The organism is Halomonas colorata (genome assembly GCF_014897985.1).
Lineage (GTDB): Bacteria > Pseudomonadota > Gammaproteobacteria > Pseudomonadales > Halomonadaceae > Vreelandella > Vreelandella colorata.
The window spans coordinates 83075-98376 of record NZ_JABUZA010000006.1 but is presented as its reverse complement, the minus strand read 5'-3'; the positions used below and the strand labels follow the sequence as shown (position 1 = coordinate 98376).

Below are 15302 nucleotides of genomic sequence, written 5' to 3'. Positions count from 1 at the left end.
CCTAATGACGCCATCGACCCCACAAAGCATTTTGACCCGCATCAAGGGCCTTAATCCGCGCCAGCAGGAAGCCGTGCGCTACATTGATGGCCCGTGCTTGGTGCTGGCAGGGGCGGGTTCCGGTAAAACCAGCGTTATCACGACTAAAATTGCCTATTTGGTTCAAGAATGCGGGATGAGCGCGCGCCGAATCGCCGCGGTCACGTTCACCAATAAAGCCGCTCGCGAAATGAAAGAGCGTGTCGGGCAGATGCTCAAGGGCAAAGAGGGCCATGGCCTGACGGTGTCGACCTTTCATACCTTGGGACTCAATATTATTCGCGGCGAGCTAAAAACTCTGGGCTACAAGCCGGGCTTTTCGCTGTTCGACCCGGAAGATGCCAAGGCGCTGCTGCGCGATCTGATGAACAAGGATGCTCAGGTCGATGCCGAGCAGATCAACACCGTACAGAGCAAGATTTCCACTTGGAAAAATGATCTGGTGCTGCCGGGCGACGCGCTTTCCTTTGCGGCGGATGACGATGAGCATTTCGCCGCGCGGGTGTACGAGGCCTATAACCGCCACCTGAAAGCCTACAACGCGGTGGATTTTGATGATCTGATCCTGCTGCCCGTCGTGCTGCTGAAAAACGATGCTGAGGCTTTGGAGCGCTGGCGGCGCAAGATCCACTACATGCTGGTGGATGAGTATCAGGACACCAACGTCTCCCAGTATCTGCTGGTAAAGCTTCTGATGGCCGAGCGCTCGACCTTTACCGTGGTGGGCGACGACGATCAGTCGATCTACGCCTGGCGCGGTGCGCGGCCGGAAAACCTGGTGACTCTGGGCGAAGATTTTCCGCGGCTCAAGGTGATCAAGCTGGAGCAGAACTACCGCTCGACCGCCACCATCCTGCGCGCTGCCAACACGCTAATTGCCAATAACCCCCACGTCTACGACAAGACCCTGTGGTCGGATATGGGTGACGGTGCGCCGATCCGCGTGATAGTGAATCGTCATGAAGAGGCGGAGTCCGAGCGGGTGGCCAGCGAAATGCTCACCCGGCGCATCAAAGAGAAGGCCGAGTGGCGGGATTTCGCGGTACTTTATCGGGGTAACTTTCAGGCAAGGCTGCTGGAACTCAAGCTGCAGCACTACCAGATTCCCTACAAGCTCTCCGGCGGCACGTCGTTTTTCTCGCGTAACGAGATCAAGGACGCCATGGCCTACCTGCGTCTGCTGATCAATCCGGCGGATGACAACGCCTTCCTACGTATCGTCAATGTGCCGCGCCGTGAAGTCGGGCCCGGCACGGTTGAGAAGCTTGCCAACTACGCCACCGAGCGCTCGATTTCGCTGTTTGCCGCCTGCCATGAGTTGGGCCTGGAGCAGGTGTTGCCGACCCGCGCGGTGGAGCGGCTTTCGCGCTTTACCCACTTTATCGACGGCGTGCGCAAGCGCATGGACCAGGGCGATGCGATCGCCGCCATCCGCGACATGCTGCGCGATATGGATTACGAGGCGTGGCTCTACCAGAACGCCAGTGCGCCGACGATCGCCGAGCGGCGCATGGCCAACGTATGGATTCTGATTGATCAGTTAGAAAAGTCGCTTAACCGCGACCCGGAAGAGGATACTGCCTCCGAAGCTACCGAAACCGATAGCGTAGAGGCCGCTATTTCCCGGCTGGTACTGCGCGATATTCTGGAGCAGCAGGCCGAAGAGGATGATTCCGACCGTGTGCAGCTCCTCACCATGCACGCATCAAAGGGGCTTGAGTTTCCTCACGTGTATCTGATGGGCTGGGAAGAGGACTTGCTGCCCCACCGCAACGCGATCGAAATGGGCACGGTAGAAGAAGAGCGCCGCCTGGCCTATGTGGGCATTACCCGCGCGCGGCGCACGTTAACGCTTACGCTTGCCCGCCAGCGTAAAGCCTATGGCGAGCTGATGGACTGTCAGCCCAGCCGCTTTTTAGAGGAACTCCCCCCTGAGGATCTGGAATGGGAAGGTCGCGCCGACAAGGAAGATCCAGATAAAAAACAAGAGCGCGGCAAAGATGCAATTGCCGGGCTGCGCTCTTTATTGGGCTGAGGGTGATTAAGCTTAACGTTATTAGGCTGAAGACGCGCACTAAGCAGCAGTCTTTCTAACCACACATAAATTATCCACAGGCATGCTTATTAAACTGCCTGTGGGTAACTTATTCGACCTCGCTGATCATATAGTCGACGATTGCTTTAATTTCGTCGTCACTAAAGTTAAACCGGCCCCCTTTGGGCGGCATGGCACCAAGGCCGTTAATCGCACTGGCGTAAAGCTCGTCAGTTCCTTTGGCGAGCCGCGCAGGCCAGGCGGCGCTGTCGCCCGTGGCCGGGGCGCCCGCAATGCCCGCCGCATGACAGGCACCGCAGCTCGCCTGGGCATAAAGTGCTTCGCCGTCGTGCTCTGGCACCTCGGCGACACTGGGCTCTTCAACCGTAGTTTGGGAATCATCCACCGCGGCCAAGGGTTCCTCAGCAGACGTGCACGTCTGCCCTTCCAGACACAGCTGCCCCACGGGTGCCAGCCGTTTAGCCAACGCTTCGCGTTCGACTGCCGCCTCGTCATTAGCCATCGTGCTGGCTGGCAACAACGCCAAAGCCGTAATAACGCATGTAATGTATTTAAAATTCACCTAGCCCCCTTTAGCCTACCCACGGCTTGCCTTGTGAGTCGCCATATCCGTAACGTCTTTAATCGCTACCGATAACAGCCCATCCACTAAAGAAATAGTATGCCTTGTTTCTAGTGGACATGGCGCCAGTTGTTAACGTCGGGTGACTAAGCGAGCGATAGAAGTAGTATTTACAATTACACAAGCCAAAAAGCTCATGCGAAACATGAGCTTTGCGGAGACTTATTTAGAAAATAAGCTTAAAAACGCCCGTTAAGGTAAGTAGACCGACCGCAAAAATAAAGATGATAATCCACAGTAGAATTTTCATTTTTTCCTCCATGATTGAAAAAGTATTCCTGAGTGCAGCGCCTCCAGTATAGAAGAAAAATCAAACCGTTGGCGAACATTGCCAACGACTTACTTAAATTTACCAGCCTCATCAGCTGTTTAAGGTACTCTATTGTTAACTTTTACTAATGTAGCTGACATGGATTATTAAGGGTCCATTGTTAAGTGTCGTTATTAAGGGCTTTCTCTTAAGGGCTTGTTCTTAAGAACTTGTTTTTAAGGACTAAGCGGTGCTTTCCAGGCAAGCAGCCGCTGTTCAGCATAGTGGGCAAGCCCTGCCCGCTGGTAAAGGCGCAGGGCGGGCGTATTGAGGGCATCAACCGTTAGCATCATCTCGGTCGCGCCTTGTTGTGCTGCCAGGTGAAAGGCCGCCTGTAACACTTCTCGTCCGATGCCTTTGCCTCTCCACTCAGGCACAACGCCCATTAATAAAAGCTCCCAGCAGCGGTCCTTAAGGGGTGAGAGCAGCAGTACGCCCACCGATTGACCCGCCACGTGAACGCTATACCAGTGATGGGGTGCTTGAGGCGCCTTTTGATAAAAACCGGCCAATAGGGCTTCAGAAGACAACGCTTCGCGTAAGTCTGGGCAATCTAGTGACTCCTGGCTAACGTCATCGATTAACGCCTTTTGCGCCGATTCGTCCAGCTCTGTAAACGCCTGTAGCTGAATGGCCGCTGGCTTATTGGCGGATGAGGCTAGTGGGGAGGTTATACTGCCTGACAGGTAATGCAGCTCAGCCAGGCGCGTCATGCTGTGGGCGAGAAGCGTTGCTTCCCAGGCATAATGGCTAGGCGGTAACACCGTATGGCAAAACGTTATCCCCTGCTCGGTTACCCAGCGGTAAGCGGCACGTAACAGCGCTTGTGCAACGTGGCCTTGCTGGCGGGGAAGCCATAGCTGCGCCGTGGTATTGCCAAGCAGCTGTACCCAGATAGCGCCATCAATACGACCATGTTGCTGAGAGACCCACAGCCCCTCCCAGGCATCGGCTTGCTTGGCCGACTGTAAGGCGGTTTGCAGCATTGGCTGTAGCGCCGGTTCATGGACGGCCGCCAAGTGCAGCAACGCTTCACGCCGATGCGTTGAAGGGCAGACAGCCACAGAAGTGCTGCTGGCAGTCGGTGTTATCATTAATTAAAGCGCCATTGGATTGCTTGCGTTGACGTTAATCCTGACTGACTCCCCCTAACGATGCTACCTTTTGTTATTTCTTAACCAGGGCCGTTACAGGAGTAGCTGACACCATGCGCATATTGCTGGTTGAAGATGATGCCAGCTTGTCTTCGGGCATTCGCTTGGCGCTCAAGCCGGAGCACTATACGGTCGATCAATTGGATAATGGCAATAGTGCACTTATAGCACTTAAAGAGTCCGAGCCGTTTGATGCCGTGATACTCGATTTAGGCTTGCCGGGCCTGGATGGCTTGCAAATTATCAAGGCCGTGCGCCGCCACGGCAGCCAGATCCCTATTTTGGTGCTGACCGCTCGCGACGGTATTAACGACCGTATTGCCGGACTTGATGCCGGGGCCGACGACTATCTGGTTAAGCCCTTTGAAGTCGAAGAGCTAAAGGCGCGCCTTCGCGCCCTGCTACGCCGCAGTCAAGGGCAGTTGGATAGCCACCTGGAGTGCCGAGGCATTCGGCTGGATCCTTTAACACTGAGCGTCAGCTATCAGGGCAAAACGATTGTCCTTTCGCGGCGTGAATTTACCCTGCTGCAAGAGTTTATGGGCCACCCTGACCGGGTGTTTACCCGAGATACGCTGACCAGCCTGATTTATGGCTGGGATGAGGATGTGGAAAGCAACGCCATTGAGGTTCATATCCATCATTTGCGGCGCAAGCTGTTTCCCGAAGTGATCCGCACGCTACGCGGGATTGGTTATGTGATGGATAAAACGCCGCACGGAGGCGATCGGTGAACTCTATTCGTCGGCGCACGCTAGGCCTTACGCTGCTGCTGTTTCTGCTCAGTATCATGGTGATCAGCCTGGTCAGCTATCGCTACGCCACCCATGAAATCCAGCAGCTACACGATGCCAGCCTCGCCCGGCACGCCAACCTTTTAGGCGAGCTTATGCAGGCGCCGATTCCACCCGCCTACCAGCAGGCGCTACTGCAAAGTGTGGAAAATACCTTACAGACCGAACCACGCACCCCTGACGCGCTCGTGTTTCAGCTTTGGGAGGGAGACACGCTGCTGCTTCGCTCAGCCGATGCGCCGCTAGTGCCCCTTGCCGCCGCCCAGAAAGGCTATTCCAGGCAGCAATACCATGAACAAACCTGGCAAACCTATACGCTACCGCTTGGCGAGAGCACGCGGCGGGTGATTGTTGCCGAGCGGGATGACGTACGTTTGAGCCTGGTCAGGCGGGTAGCGCTGCGTACGCTGCTGCCTGAATTTATCGGTTTGATCGTTCTGGCCACGCTGCTGTGGTGGAGTATCGGCTGGGGGCTTTCACCGCTATCGCGTATGGCGGAACAGATTCGCAATCGGGATCCGCATAACCTTCAGCCGCTTAAACTCTCGCCACTACCTTATGAGCTGGCCACTATTTCCGGCGCGCTTAACCGTCTATTGATGCGGATTCAACGCTTGCGCGAGCGTGAAAAGCGCTTTATTGCCGATGCCGCGCACGAGCTTCGCACCCCGCTTGCCGTACTTGATCTACATGCTCAAAACGCGTTAACCGCTGAAAGCCCGCAGGACCGTGAGGAATCGCTGGTTTACTTGCGCCAGGGGGTCGCCCGGGCGACGCACTTGGTCAGCCAGCTCCTCACCTTGGCACGCCTTGACCCCGATGAGGAAAGCCCACCTTTACGTTCGGTGGACGCATTATTTGAGGTTCGCGACGCGCTTGCCAAACTGCTTCCCCTGGCTCGGCAACAGCAACAGACGCTGCAGCTAGAAGCCGATGAAACGGCTCAGTGGGCATTGGACGAGGTGCCCGGCGCGCTGGGGACGTTAATCCAGAATCTGGTAGGTAATGCCATACAGCACTCACCGCCCAAGGGTGCGATACAGGTATATCTTAACGCTGCCGAGGAGAGCATCACGTTGATCGTCGATGACCAGGGGCCAGGGATTCCGCCAAGCGAGCGTAAGGCGGTAACAGAGCGTTTTCATCGCGCAGGCCCTGGTGCAGGCTCAGGGCTGGGCCTATCCATCGTTGAACGGGTCGTCGCCCAACATGATGGCACGCTGGCATTCGAAGATGCGCCAAGTGGGGGGTTACGCGTTAACGTAACGCTTAAACGTTACGGGCCTTCAGAATAGTTTTCATGCCTTAAGGTTCTGATAAGAATTAGCTGTGACTCTGAAGGTACTAGGCCAATGGTTAGAAAGCCATTGGCCACTTATAACGGGAGTACCCTGATGAACCAAGTGGCTTTTTCACCTAAATCATTAATTCAATTCAGCTCAACACCGCGCCTGACATCTCCGAGCGCCAAGCGTTTAACGACTGAAAGCTCAGCCATAGAAGTACTTACCGACTTTCAAAGCCTGAAGCCACAATCGGTAGTGGCAGATACCCCGATCGATGAAGCGCATCTCAAAATGCGCTACAGCGGTGTGCGTCTTTTATTTGTCACCGATAAACAAGACCACTGCATTGGTATTCTGACCTCTAAAGAAGTGATCGGCACACGGCGTATTAACCTGGCCATGCAGCAGCGCAACCTTGATCGTAACGAGATTACTGCTGACATGATCATGACGCCCTGGAACAAACTTAGCGCCATGACATATGAGCAGCTTTCCGCGCTGACAATTGAAGACCTTGTGCTCATCATGGAAGGCGTCACCGAACAGCACCTACTGATTACCCAGCACGATGCTCAGCATGAACTGACCATCCGTGGCTTAATATCAGCAACCGATATTCAAAATGCAGTCGGCAAGGAAGTAAACACCGTGGTTCCCATGGCACGCAGTTTTGCAGATATCTGCCAGGTTATTACCGGCCACGACCTGTAAGTCTGAGCTTGTCGTTTAGTGAAACGCTTTTAAGGTTGGTCTGTCAGCTAGCTTTTTAGATGCTTTGTTATTAAAACGCCCCTTACCGTTACCGGTAAGGGGCGTTTTTAATGCCGTACCAATTGATCACTTAGAAAAGCGACGCGTTAATCCATAGGTGTGTCGCGATACTCGCCGCGTAGCCCAGCAAAATAGCCGGCACCCAGCGCAGGTGAACCGCAAACGTATAGATACCGCGCGCCTGGCCCATCAGGGCCACGCCTGCCGCTGACCCCATGGAGAGCAGACTGCCCCCTACGCCAGCGGTTAAGGTAATCAGCAGCCAGTTGCCTTCCGACATATCCGGCGCCATGGAGAGCACCGCAAACATGACCGGGATGTTATCGACTACCGCGGAGATAAGCCCTAGCACCACGTTAGCCCATACCGGGTTCCAGCCGCCGTAAAGGGTTTCAGACAGCAGAGCTAAGTAACCCATAAAGCCAAGCCCTCCCACGCTAAGCACAACCCCGTAGAAAAACAGCAGGGTGTCCCACTCTGAACGGGCAATACGGCTAAAGATATCAAACGGTACCACGCTACCTAGCTGCTCCAGTTTCTTCCAGTCGCCACGGCGCGAATAGCGCTCTCGCTTGCGCTCCAGCGAACGTGGCAGGCTGCGGCGCAGATAGTAGCCAAAGAACTGAAGTAATCCCAAGCCAAACATCATGCCCATGGCCGGCGGCAGATGCAGAACCGAGTGGCAGAGTACCGAAATGGCAACGGTAATTAAAAACAGCACGATAATCCGCCGCGCGCCCCGTTTGAGCCATACGGTTTCAGTAAGTGCTGCCGGTTGGCGATTAACGATGAAGAAATTCATGATCACCGCGGGCACTATGAAGTTAACGATTGCGGGCAACAGTAGTGCAAAGAAACCGCCAAACGGCACTTGTCCGGCCTGCCAAACCATCAGCGTGGTGATATCCCCAAATGGACTAAACGCACCGCCTGCGTTGGAGGCCACCACCACGTTGACGCAGCATAAGCCGATAAACTTTTTATCGCCTTCCGCTACCTTGAGCACCACCGCACACATCAACATGGCCGTGGTCATGTTGTTGGCAATGGCAGAAATACCAAACGCAAGAAAACCAGTTATCCAGAACAAGCTGCGATAGCTAAACCCCTTGCGCACAAGCCAGGCACGCAGCGCATCAAAGGTACGTCGCTCTTCCATGGCGTTGATGTAGGTCATGGCGACCAGCAAAAATAACAGCAGCTCGGTGTATTCCAGCAGCGTTTCACGAAACGCGGTTTCTGCCTCTTCCGGCATTCCCGCCTGCACATACACCCACGCCACAATGGCCCAAATCAGACCGGCCGCGACCAGCACAGGCTTTGATTTGCGCATGTGAAGGATTTCTTCCGACATTACCAGTGCATAGGCAAGTACGAAGATAACAACACAGGTAATACCAGCAACGGAGAGAGTTAAATCAAGCGGACCAGCAGCAGCGTAAGACAGGGAAGGGAAGACAACAGCGCAGAGAGCGATCAACAGCCAAGCGACCCAGCGGGCTGAGAGCCGGGGAGCAAGGGCGTTTGGTGGTTTCATGACAGCGGGATCCTGGCAGATTGAGGAAAGAGAACGCTACGATGATAAGCACACTAACTAAGTGCTGCAACGCAGCTAATGCGCATAGGGCGCGGCTAATTGCCACACCCAACGCAGCGCAATTTTAGCATACCGCCTTAACTTTTATTACTGCGTGATTACTCGACCGTAACACTTTTTGCCAAGTTGCGTGGTTGATCCACATCGGTACCTTTGAGTACCGCTACGTGGTAACTCAAAAGCTGCAGGGGAAGGGTGTACAGCAGTGGCGCTAATGCTTCATGAACATGCGGCAATTCAATCACTTGAATATTGTCTTGCGGTTTAATACCGACGTTTTCATCCGCAAATACAAATAGCTGGCCGCCGCGGGCACGGACTTCCTGCAGGTTGGATTTTAGCTTTTCCAGCAGGTCATCATTAGGGGCGACCGAAATCACCGGCATCTCGCTATCCACCAGCGCCAGTGGCCCATGCTTTAACTCGCCTGCCGGGTAGGCTTCAGCATGGATATAAGAAATTTCCTTCAGCTTAAGCGCACCTTCCAGCGCAATCGGATAATGGGCACCGCGGCCCAAAAACAGCGCATGGTGCTTTTCAGCGAAGGCTTGGGAAAGCTTTTCTATCTGGCCATCTAGCGCCAGTACCTGCTCACAGACGCTGGAAAGCGTGTGTAGCGCTTCCACAATACCCACGTGCTCTTCCTGGCCTTTGGCCTTGCTGACCGATAGTGTCAGCAGCATGAGCGCGACCAACTGGGTAGTGAAGGCCTTGGTCGAAGCAACACCGATTTCGGGGCCTGCACGGGTCATCAACGTCATGTCGGACTCGCGCACTAAAGAGCTTCCCGGCACGTTGCAGATTGCCAGTGTGCCTACGTAGCCCAAGGTTTTGGCAAACCGAAGAGCCGCCAGCGTATCGGCCGTTTCACCAGACTGGGAAAGCGTCACAAACAGGCTGCCTTCCGCTACGACCGGATGGCGATAACGGTATTCTGATGCCACTTCAACCTGTACCGGTACGCAGGCATAACGTTCAAGCCAGTAGCGCGCCACCATGGCCGCATGATAGCTGGTGCCACAGGCGATGATATGTATTTGGCGCGTTTTCTGGAACAGCACCTGGGCATCAGGGCCAAAGCTCTCGATCAGTACGCTGTTGCCGCTCAGCCGGCCTTCCAGAACGGCTTGAATGACCGTGGGCTGCTCATAGATTTCTTTGAGCATATAGTGGCGATAGTCGCCTTTACTGGCAGCCCCATCGCCATGCTCGAAGATGTGTACGGGCCGGGTTACCGAATGGCCGTCACGATCCACGATGCGAATAACGCCTTTCTCGCGCAGTTCGACCAGGTCGCCCTCTTCCAGATAGATAAACCGATCGGTAACCTGCAGCAACGCAAGCGGGTCTGAGGCTAAAAATGCCTCATCGATCCCCACGCCCACCACCAGAGGACTGCCCTGACGAGCTCCCACCACCACGCCCGGTTCCTTGTTACTCATAACGCCTAAGGCATAGGCGCCGCCCAGACCATTGACAATTTCCTGGGTGGCATCGAACAGGCTAAAACCACTTTGCAGCTTGTCAGAAAGCAAGTGAGCAATTACTTCGGTATCGGTTTCTGAGCTAAACGTGTAGCCGCTGGCTTGCAGAGTCTCTTTAATATATTCGTAGTTTTCAATAATGCCGTTATGTACGACGGCCACCTGCTGGCCACTGTGGTGTGGATGGGCATTGGTTTCTGAGGGCTTACCGTGGGTTGCCCAGCGCGTATGTGCAATGCCCGAGGTGCCCGGCAGTGTCTGTTGTTGCAGCGCTTGCTCAAGCGCTGCAACCTTGCCTAGCGCACGATGGCGCGTGAGTTCATTCTTAGCGTCTAACACCGTCATGCCAGATGAGTCGTAGCCTCGATACTCGAGGCGTTTAAGCCCTTCTAACAGTATTTCTTGCACGTTACGTTGCGCAACCGCCGCGACGATGCCACACATAAGCAGTTCTCCTAGGACGTATTAACCAGCGATTGTTGGACGAATACCTTACTTGGCAGTCTTGACGGGCCGCGGCCAATCGGCTTTTTCCAGCTGCTTACTACGCGTCACCGCAAGGGCATGTTCACTGACATCTTTGGCAATGGTCGACCCTGCGCCCACCGTCGCTCCGCGGCCAATGGTGACCGGTGCCACCAACGCGCTATTGGAGCCAACAAAAACGTGGTCGCCTATCTCGGTATGGTGCTTATTGGCGCCGTCGTAGTTACAGGTAATCGTACCCGCGCCAACATTAACGTTGCGCCCCAGGCGCGCATCACCCACGTAGCTTAAGTGATTTATCTTGCTGCCTTCGCCAACGTCAGCATTTTTGGTTTCCACAAAATTACCCACCTTGGCATTGACCGCCAGGCGTGTACCGGGGCGTAGCCGCGCGTAGGGGCCAATCTGGTTATGTCCGGCAGCTACCGTATGATCAATCACGCTATGGCTATCAACGGTGCTTGCGGCGCCGATAGTGCTGTTTTTGATGACGCAGTAAGGGCCCACGTGTACGCCTTCACCCAGCTCTACCTTGCCTTCAAAAATACAGCCCACGTCGATAAATACGTCGTGACCGCAGGTTAAGCTACCGCGTACATCCAGCCTAGCCGGGTCCGCTAGCGCTACGCCCTGCTCCATTAGCTGGTTAGCCAGATGCATTTGATAGGCACGCTCCAGCCGCGCCATTTGCGCGCGATTATTAACGCCCTCGACTTCAACGGCGCTGCCAGGCTGCTCGGTGCATACCTTGATACCTTCTGCCGCAGCCATCGCGATAACATCGGTCAGATAGTACTCGCCCTGTGCATTATCAGCGGAGAGCTTGGGTAGCCAGCGTTTTAGTTGGTCACTGGTCATCGCCATAATGCCGGTGTTGCATTCGGAAATAGCGCGCTCGGCGTCACTGGCGTCTTTTTGCTCAACGATAGCCACTGCTTCGCCTGCGTCATTACGCACGATACGGCCATAGCCTGTTGGGTCATCTAGGGTGACGGTTAAAAGCCCCATATGCTGCTCATCGACATGGGCTAAAAGCGCTGACAGCGTTTCGCGCTGGATGAGCGGCACATCACCATAAAGGATCAAAACGGTTCCGCTGCCAAGCTGGCTTAAGGCCTGGGCAGCCGCGTGCCCTGTGCCCTTCTGCTCTTCCTGTACCGCAAACGTGACGTTCTCGTCCGTCAATGCCTGACGCAGTTGATCCGCGCCATGGCCGATGACCACGTGGGTACGCTCTGGGCGCAAGCCAGCAGCCGTCTCCAGTACGTGCGTCACCATGGGCTTGCCCGCCAGGGTGTGGAGCACCTTGGGCATTTGTGAACGCATTCGCGTGCCTTTACCCGCCGCGAGAATCACAACATCGAGTTCTTTTTGCATCCTAGTTACCTTGTTCTAGCTTCTCGTTAGGGGCCGTCCATTGCTCGATGCCTAGCTCATCGACCAGCGCTTCACCGAAATAATCTACAAAGGCAGGGCTTACGATACTCTGCCAATGATCACCCTCGCGTATCAACATCAAAACACTAAGATTATTGGCTAATGCCATTTCCATACCGGCCTCACTACCCACGACTAGTAATGCCGTCGCCCAGGCATCGGCCCAGGCGTTGGAGGGGTGAAAAACCGATACCGATGCCAGGTTATGTGTGACCGGCTGACCGGTGCGCGGGTCAATGGTATGGGCAAAGCGCCTGCCGTCCACCTCAAAATAATTGCGGTAATCACCTGAGGTCGCAACGGACATATCATGCAACGGTAAAATATGCTGTGCCTGAGGCGCGCCATCTTGTGGGGTTTCAATACCCACTCGCCAGGGCGTTTCATTATCGTCGCGGTAGCCATGTGCCAGCATATCCCCGCCCAGGTTGATTAAATAGCCCTCTATGCCCTGCTGGTCCAGATACGCCGCTACGCGATCGGTGCCATGACCTTTGGCAACACCGGAGAGATCTACATAGACATCGCGCTCACGGCGCGCCTGCATAGCCTGGGTATCCACCTGTACAGCATCAAAGCCGACTTGGGCCAAGCGCTGGGCGAGCATTTGCTCGGAAGGAACCTCTTTAGGGCGCGCTTCAGGGCCAAAGCTCCATAGGTTGACCAGATTACCGATAGTGATATCAAACGCACCGCTGCTGGCTTGTGCGACTGAGCGGCTAATCGCCAGCACTTCAATAAGCGCATTGGAAAGCGGCTGCCACTCGTTGAGCGGTGCTTGGTTAAATACGCTTAGCTCAGAGTCATCACGATAGGTCGACATGGCCGCATCGACGCTTTCAAGCTCCGCCAGGAAACCGGTTTCCAGCTTCTCAGCCTCTCCTTGCGTGAGAGGGTCGCTAATGGATACCTGGTAGAAGGTACCAAATATGCCACCTTCCAAACGTACTGGCGATTCAAGCGGGCGATCCTTTTCTGAACAGCCGACCAAGAGCAAAAGCACCATTACCAGCGCTGCTTTTTCTATTAACCGTGTCGATCCAGGGAGTAATGACATCATGAGATTGCTCTAAAAGTGGAAGAACCAGATAAGCCACGCACCGAACAGTACGCGATAAACGACAAAGGGCTGCATGCCTATTTTTTTAATTACCACCAGAAAAAAGTGGATACACAAATAAGCGATCACACCCGATAGCAGCGTGCCAGCCGCCAGGGACAGCCAGTCGATAGCCTGAGGCTGGCGTAACAGCTTGATGGCCTCAAGCCCACCGGCCAGTAAGATAACGGGTATAGAGAGTAAAAAGGAGAAACGGGCAGCGCCTTCACGGCTCATCCCCACCATCAGTGCCGCTGTCATGCTGATGCCTGAACGTGAAGTTCCGGGAATCAGAGCCAGTGCCTGGGAGAAGCCAATAATCAGCACTTCTTTCCAGCCCATCTGATATTCACTTTTGGTGCCGCGTTTAAAATAGTCGGCATAACCCAGCAATAACCCGAATCCTATAAGGCTGATACCAATAATCAGCGTAGAGCGCATATAGATTGAGATAATGTCCTGGAGCAAGAAACCAATAATACAGACGGGCAAGGTAGCAACGACGATCCAGAGGCCTAGCCGAGCATCCTCGTTAATGGCACCGCCTTTGACGACCGCTAAACTACTGCGCACTATTTGCAGGATTTCTTGACGAAAATAAACCATAACGGCGGTTAGGCTTCCCACATGAAGCGCTACGTCAAAGGCGAGCCCCTGATCCTCCCACGAGGTAAGTACCGGTACTAAAATCAAATGCGCGGAGCTTGAAACAGGCAAAAATTCAGTCAGGCCTTGCACCGCGGCAAGCACCAGTATTTGTAACCACTCCATGGGTCATCCTGTACATCAAAACGTTTATTGAATGACAATGGCGCATAAGGATACACCTCCATCAGGCGAATGTCCGCCATGGCCACCGTCGTATGACGTTACGCGTTAGCGAATACTTCCCTGTAAAGGGCTTAAGAGATAGCTATGCTTTGCGCTACAATCCTATTTTATTGAAAGTGCGCCCCCGTCAGGTATTACATGACTCAGACCGTTGAAACGCCAGTGGTTCCCAGCCGCGAGCTAGATAGTCAAATTGCCAAGCGCGTCACCTATATTGGCGCTTGGTTAGATGGCTTGCTTAGCATTGTCAAAGTGGCAGTGGGGTTTCTTGTTGGGTCGGCGGCACTGATTGCCGATGGCATCCATTCGCTGTCTGATCTGGTAACCGATGGCTTCGTGCTGGCGGCTATTCATTATGGTCGTCAGGAACCCGACGATGACCACCATTATGGCCATGGCCGCATAGAGACCTTGACCACATTACTGCTGGGCAGCGTGCTGATATTCGTCGCAGGCGGCATAGCCTGGTCCAGCCTGAGCCGCTTATTCAGTGGTGCAGAAGTGACCGCCCCAGGTCTCTGGGCCATTGTCATTACGTTTATTGCGCTGTTGAGTAAAGAGTGGATATTTCGCTATACCATGCGGGTGGCCAAGCGTATCCAGTCACGCTTACTTGAAGCAAATGCTTGGCATTCACGCAGCGATGCCCTCTCCACGGCAGTCGTTCTCATTGCACTGATTGGCGCTCAGTTTGGTCTGGGCTGGCTGGATGCGGTAGCGGCTATCGTGGTGGGTTTATTGGTCGGTAAAGTGGGCTGGGATTTACTCTGGGAGTCAGCCCGAGAATTAGTCGATACGGCCCTACCCGAGGACATTCAACACCAGATGCACGACGTTGCCTGCAGCGTGCCAGGGGTGGATAGCGTTCACGACCTGCGTACCCGTCAATCGGCGGGCTGGGTCATGGTCGATCTGCATGTGGTGGTCAGGCCCAAGATTACCGTGTCTGAAGCCCACGAAATCGGCAATGAAGTCAGCCGCCGCCTGCGCCATGAATTCCCCCTGCTCACCGACGTTATTTTCCACGTCGACCCGGAGGATGATGCTGGGGAAGGCGATCCAAGCCGCTTGCCCGGCCTGCCCTTACGCCCTGAAGTAGAAGCTGCACTTAACGAGCGTTGGTACCGTCATCCGGTGTGGCGCACGCTGAATGAGCTGCAGCTGCACTATCTGGACGACAAGGTATCGGTGTCACTGATCATTGATGATGCGGTTCACCAACCCCCCCAGTGCCTGGCCAGCCAGTTGAAGGCCCTGGCCAGTGACATCGAATGGTTGGGACACGTAGAGGTCATGTTCATCACCCGAGCCGCCAGTAGCTCAATGCGTTGAGCAT

12 protein-coding genes are annotated in these 15302 nt (G+C 54.6%); 5 read left to right on the top strand and 7 right to left on the bottom strand.

The features are described from left to right. Nucleotides 1-4: 4 nt before the first annotated feature. Nucleotides 5-2074: a DNA helicase Rep gene (rep, locus tag INT33_RS05095; protein ID WP_192536793.1), complete on the top strand. Its 2070-nt coding sequence runs from the start codon at nt 5-7 to the stop codon at nt 2072-2074. A gap of 109 nt (nt 2075-2183) precedes the next feature. Here rep and INT33_RS05090 read toward each other — a convergent pair whose 3' ends face one another. Both INT33_RS05090 and INT33_RS05085 read right to left on the bottom strand, forming a co-directional pair. Then, nucleotides 2184-2657 carry a c-type cytochrome gene (locus INT33_RS05090; protein ID WP_319643914.1) on the bottom strand — a complete coding sequence of 158 codons (474 nt, stop codon included), beginning with the start codon at nt 2655-2657 and terminating at the stop codon, nt 2184-2186. Nucleotides 2658-3203: 546 nt separating this feature from the next. Further along, nucleotides 3204-4121, bottom strand: a complete 918-nt coding sequence (locus tag INT33_RS05085; RefSeq protein WP_193091284.1) for a GNAT family N-acetyltransferase — start codon at nt 4119-4121, stop codon at nt 3204-3206. A gap of 113 nt (nt 4122-4234) precedes the next feature. On the opposite strand from INT33_RS05085, the gene INT33_RS05080 reads away from it, so the two are divergent. The 3 genes from INT33_RS05080 (at nt 4235) to INT33_RS05070 (ending at nt 6972) form a co-directional block, all read left to right on the top strand. Then, nucleotides 4235-4915: a response regulator gene (locus INT33_RS05080; protein ID WP_018918449.1), complete on the top strand. Its 681-nt coding sequence runs from the start codon at nt 4235-4237 to the stop codon at nt 4913-4915. Further along, entirely contained in the window at nt 4912-6270 is a 1359-nt protein-coding gene (locus tag INT33_RS05075) for an ATP-binding protein (RefSeq protein ID WP_192536791.1), read from the top strand. The genes INT33_RS05080 and INT33_RS05075 overlap by 4 nt, the downstream gene beginning before the upstream one ends. A gap of 99 nt (nt 6271-6369) precedes the next feature. Then, on the top strand, nt 6370-6972 hold the full coding sequence (locus INT33_RS05070; protein ID WP_193091283.1) for a CBS domain-containing protein: 603 nt from the start codon (nt 6370-6372) through the stop codon (nt 6970-6972). A gap of 130 nt (nt 6973-7102) precedes the next feature. Here INT33_RS05070 and nhaD read toward each other — a convergent pair whose 3' ends face one another. The 5 genes from nhaD to INT33_RS05045 all read right to left on the bottom strand — a co-directional run bounded on the left by nhaD (nt 7103) and on the right by INT33_RS05045 (nt 13906). Further along, nucleotides 7103-8569: a sodium:proton antiporter NhaD gene (gene nhaD / locus INT33_RS05065; protein WP_193091282.1), complete on the bottom strand. Its 1467-nt coding sequence runs from the start codon at nt 8567-8569 to the stop codon at nt 7103-7105. Nucleotides 8570-8727: 158 nt separating this feature from the next. Continuing rightward, entirely contained in the window at nt 8728-10557 is a 1830-nt protein-coding gene (glmS, locus tag INT33_RS05060) for a glutamine--fructose-6-phosphate transaminase (isomerizing) (protein ID WP_193091281.1), read from the bottom strand. A gap of 48 nt (nt 10558-10605) precedes the next feature. Beyond that, nucleotides 10606-11976 carry a bifunctional UDP-N-acetylglucosamine diphosphorylase/glucosamine-1-phosphate N-acetyltransferase GlmU gene (glmU, locus tag INT33_RS05055; RefSeq protein WP_193091280.1) on the bottom strand — a complete coding sequence of 457 codons (1371 nt, stop codon included), beginning with the start codon at nt 11974-11976 and terminating at the stop codon, nt 10606-10608. Between the two features lies 1 nt (nt 11977). After that, on the bottom strand, nt 11978-13096 hold the full coding sequence (locus INT33_RS05050) for an FAD:protein FMN transferase (protein ID WP_407648036.1): 1119 nt from the start codon (nt 13094-13096) through the stop codon (nt 11978-11980). Nucleotides 13097-13105: 9 nt separating this feature from the next. Then, nucleotides 13106-13906, bottom strand: a complete 801-nt coding sequence (locus INT33_RS05045; RefSeq protein ID WP_192536786.1) for an undecaprenyl-diphosphate phosphatase — start codon at nt 13904-13906, stop codon at nt 13106-13108. Nucleotides 13907-14104: 198 nt separating this feature from the next. Here INT33_RS05045 and INT33_RS05040 point away from each other — a divergent pair, with 198 nt between their 5' ends. Beyond that, entirely contained in the window at nt 14105-15298 is a 1194-nt protein-coding gene (locus INT33_RS05040) for a cation diffusion facilitator family transporter (protein ID WP_018918441.1), read from the top strand. The last annotated feature ends 4 nt before the right edge of the window (nt 15299-15302 follow it).

Excerpts from the sequence above, each read along its gene's own strand:
- INT33_RS05045 (WP_192536786.1), bottom strand. The coding sequence starts at position 13,906 with ATGGAGTGGTTACAAATACTGGTGCTTGCCGCGGTGCAAGGCCTGACT.
- rep (WP_192536793.1), top strand. The coding sequence starts at position 5 with ATGACGCCATCGACCCCACAAAGCATTTTGACCCGCATCAAGGGCCTT.
- INT33_RS05070 (WP_193091283.1), top strand. The coding sequence starts at position 6,370 with ATGAACCAAGTGGCTTTTTCACCTAAATCATTAATTCAATTCAGCTCA.
- nhaD (WP_193091282.1), bottom strand. The coding sequence starts at position 8,569 with ATGAAACCACCAAACGCCCTTGCTCCCCGGCTCTCAGCCCGCTGGGTC.
- INT33_RS05040 (WP_018918441.1), top strand. The coding sequence starts at position 14,105 with ATGACTCAGACCGTTGAAACGCCAGTGGTTCCCAGCCGCGAGCTAGAT.
- INT33_RS05080 (WP_018918449.1), top strand. The coding sequence starts at position 4,235 with ATGCGCATATTGCTGGTTGAAGATGATGCCAGCTTGTCTTCGGGCATT.
- INT33_RS05085 (WP_193091284.1), bottom strand. The coding sequence starts at position 4,121 with ATGATAACACCGACTGCCAGCAGCACTTCTGTGGCTGTCTGCCCTTCA.
- glmS (WP_193091281.1), bottom strand. The coding sequence starts at position 10,557 with ATGTGTGGCATCGTCGCGGCGGTTGCGCAACGTAACGTGCAAGAAATA.
- INT33_RS05050 (WP_407648036.1), bottom strand. The coding sequence starts at position 13,096 with ATGATGTCATTACTCCCTGGATCGACACGGTTAATAGAAAAAGCAGCG.
- glmU (WP_193091280.1), bottom strand. The coding sequence starts at position 11,976 with ATGCAAAAAGAACTCGATGTTGTGATTCTCGCGGCGGGTAAAGGCACG.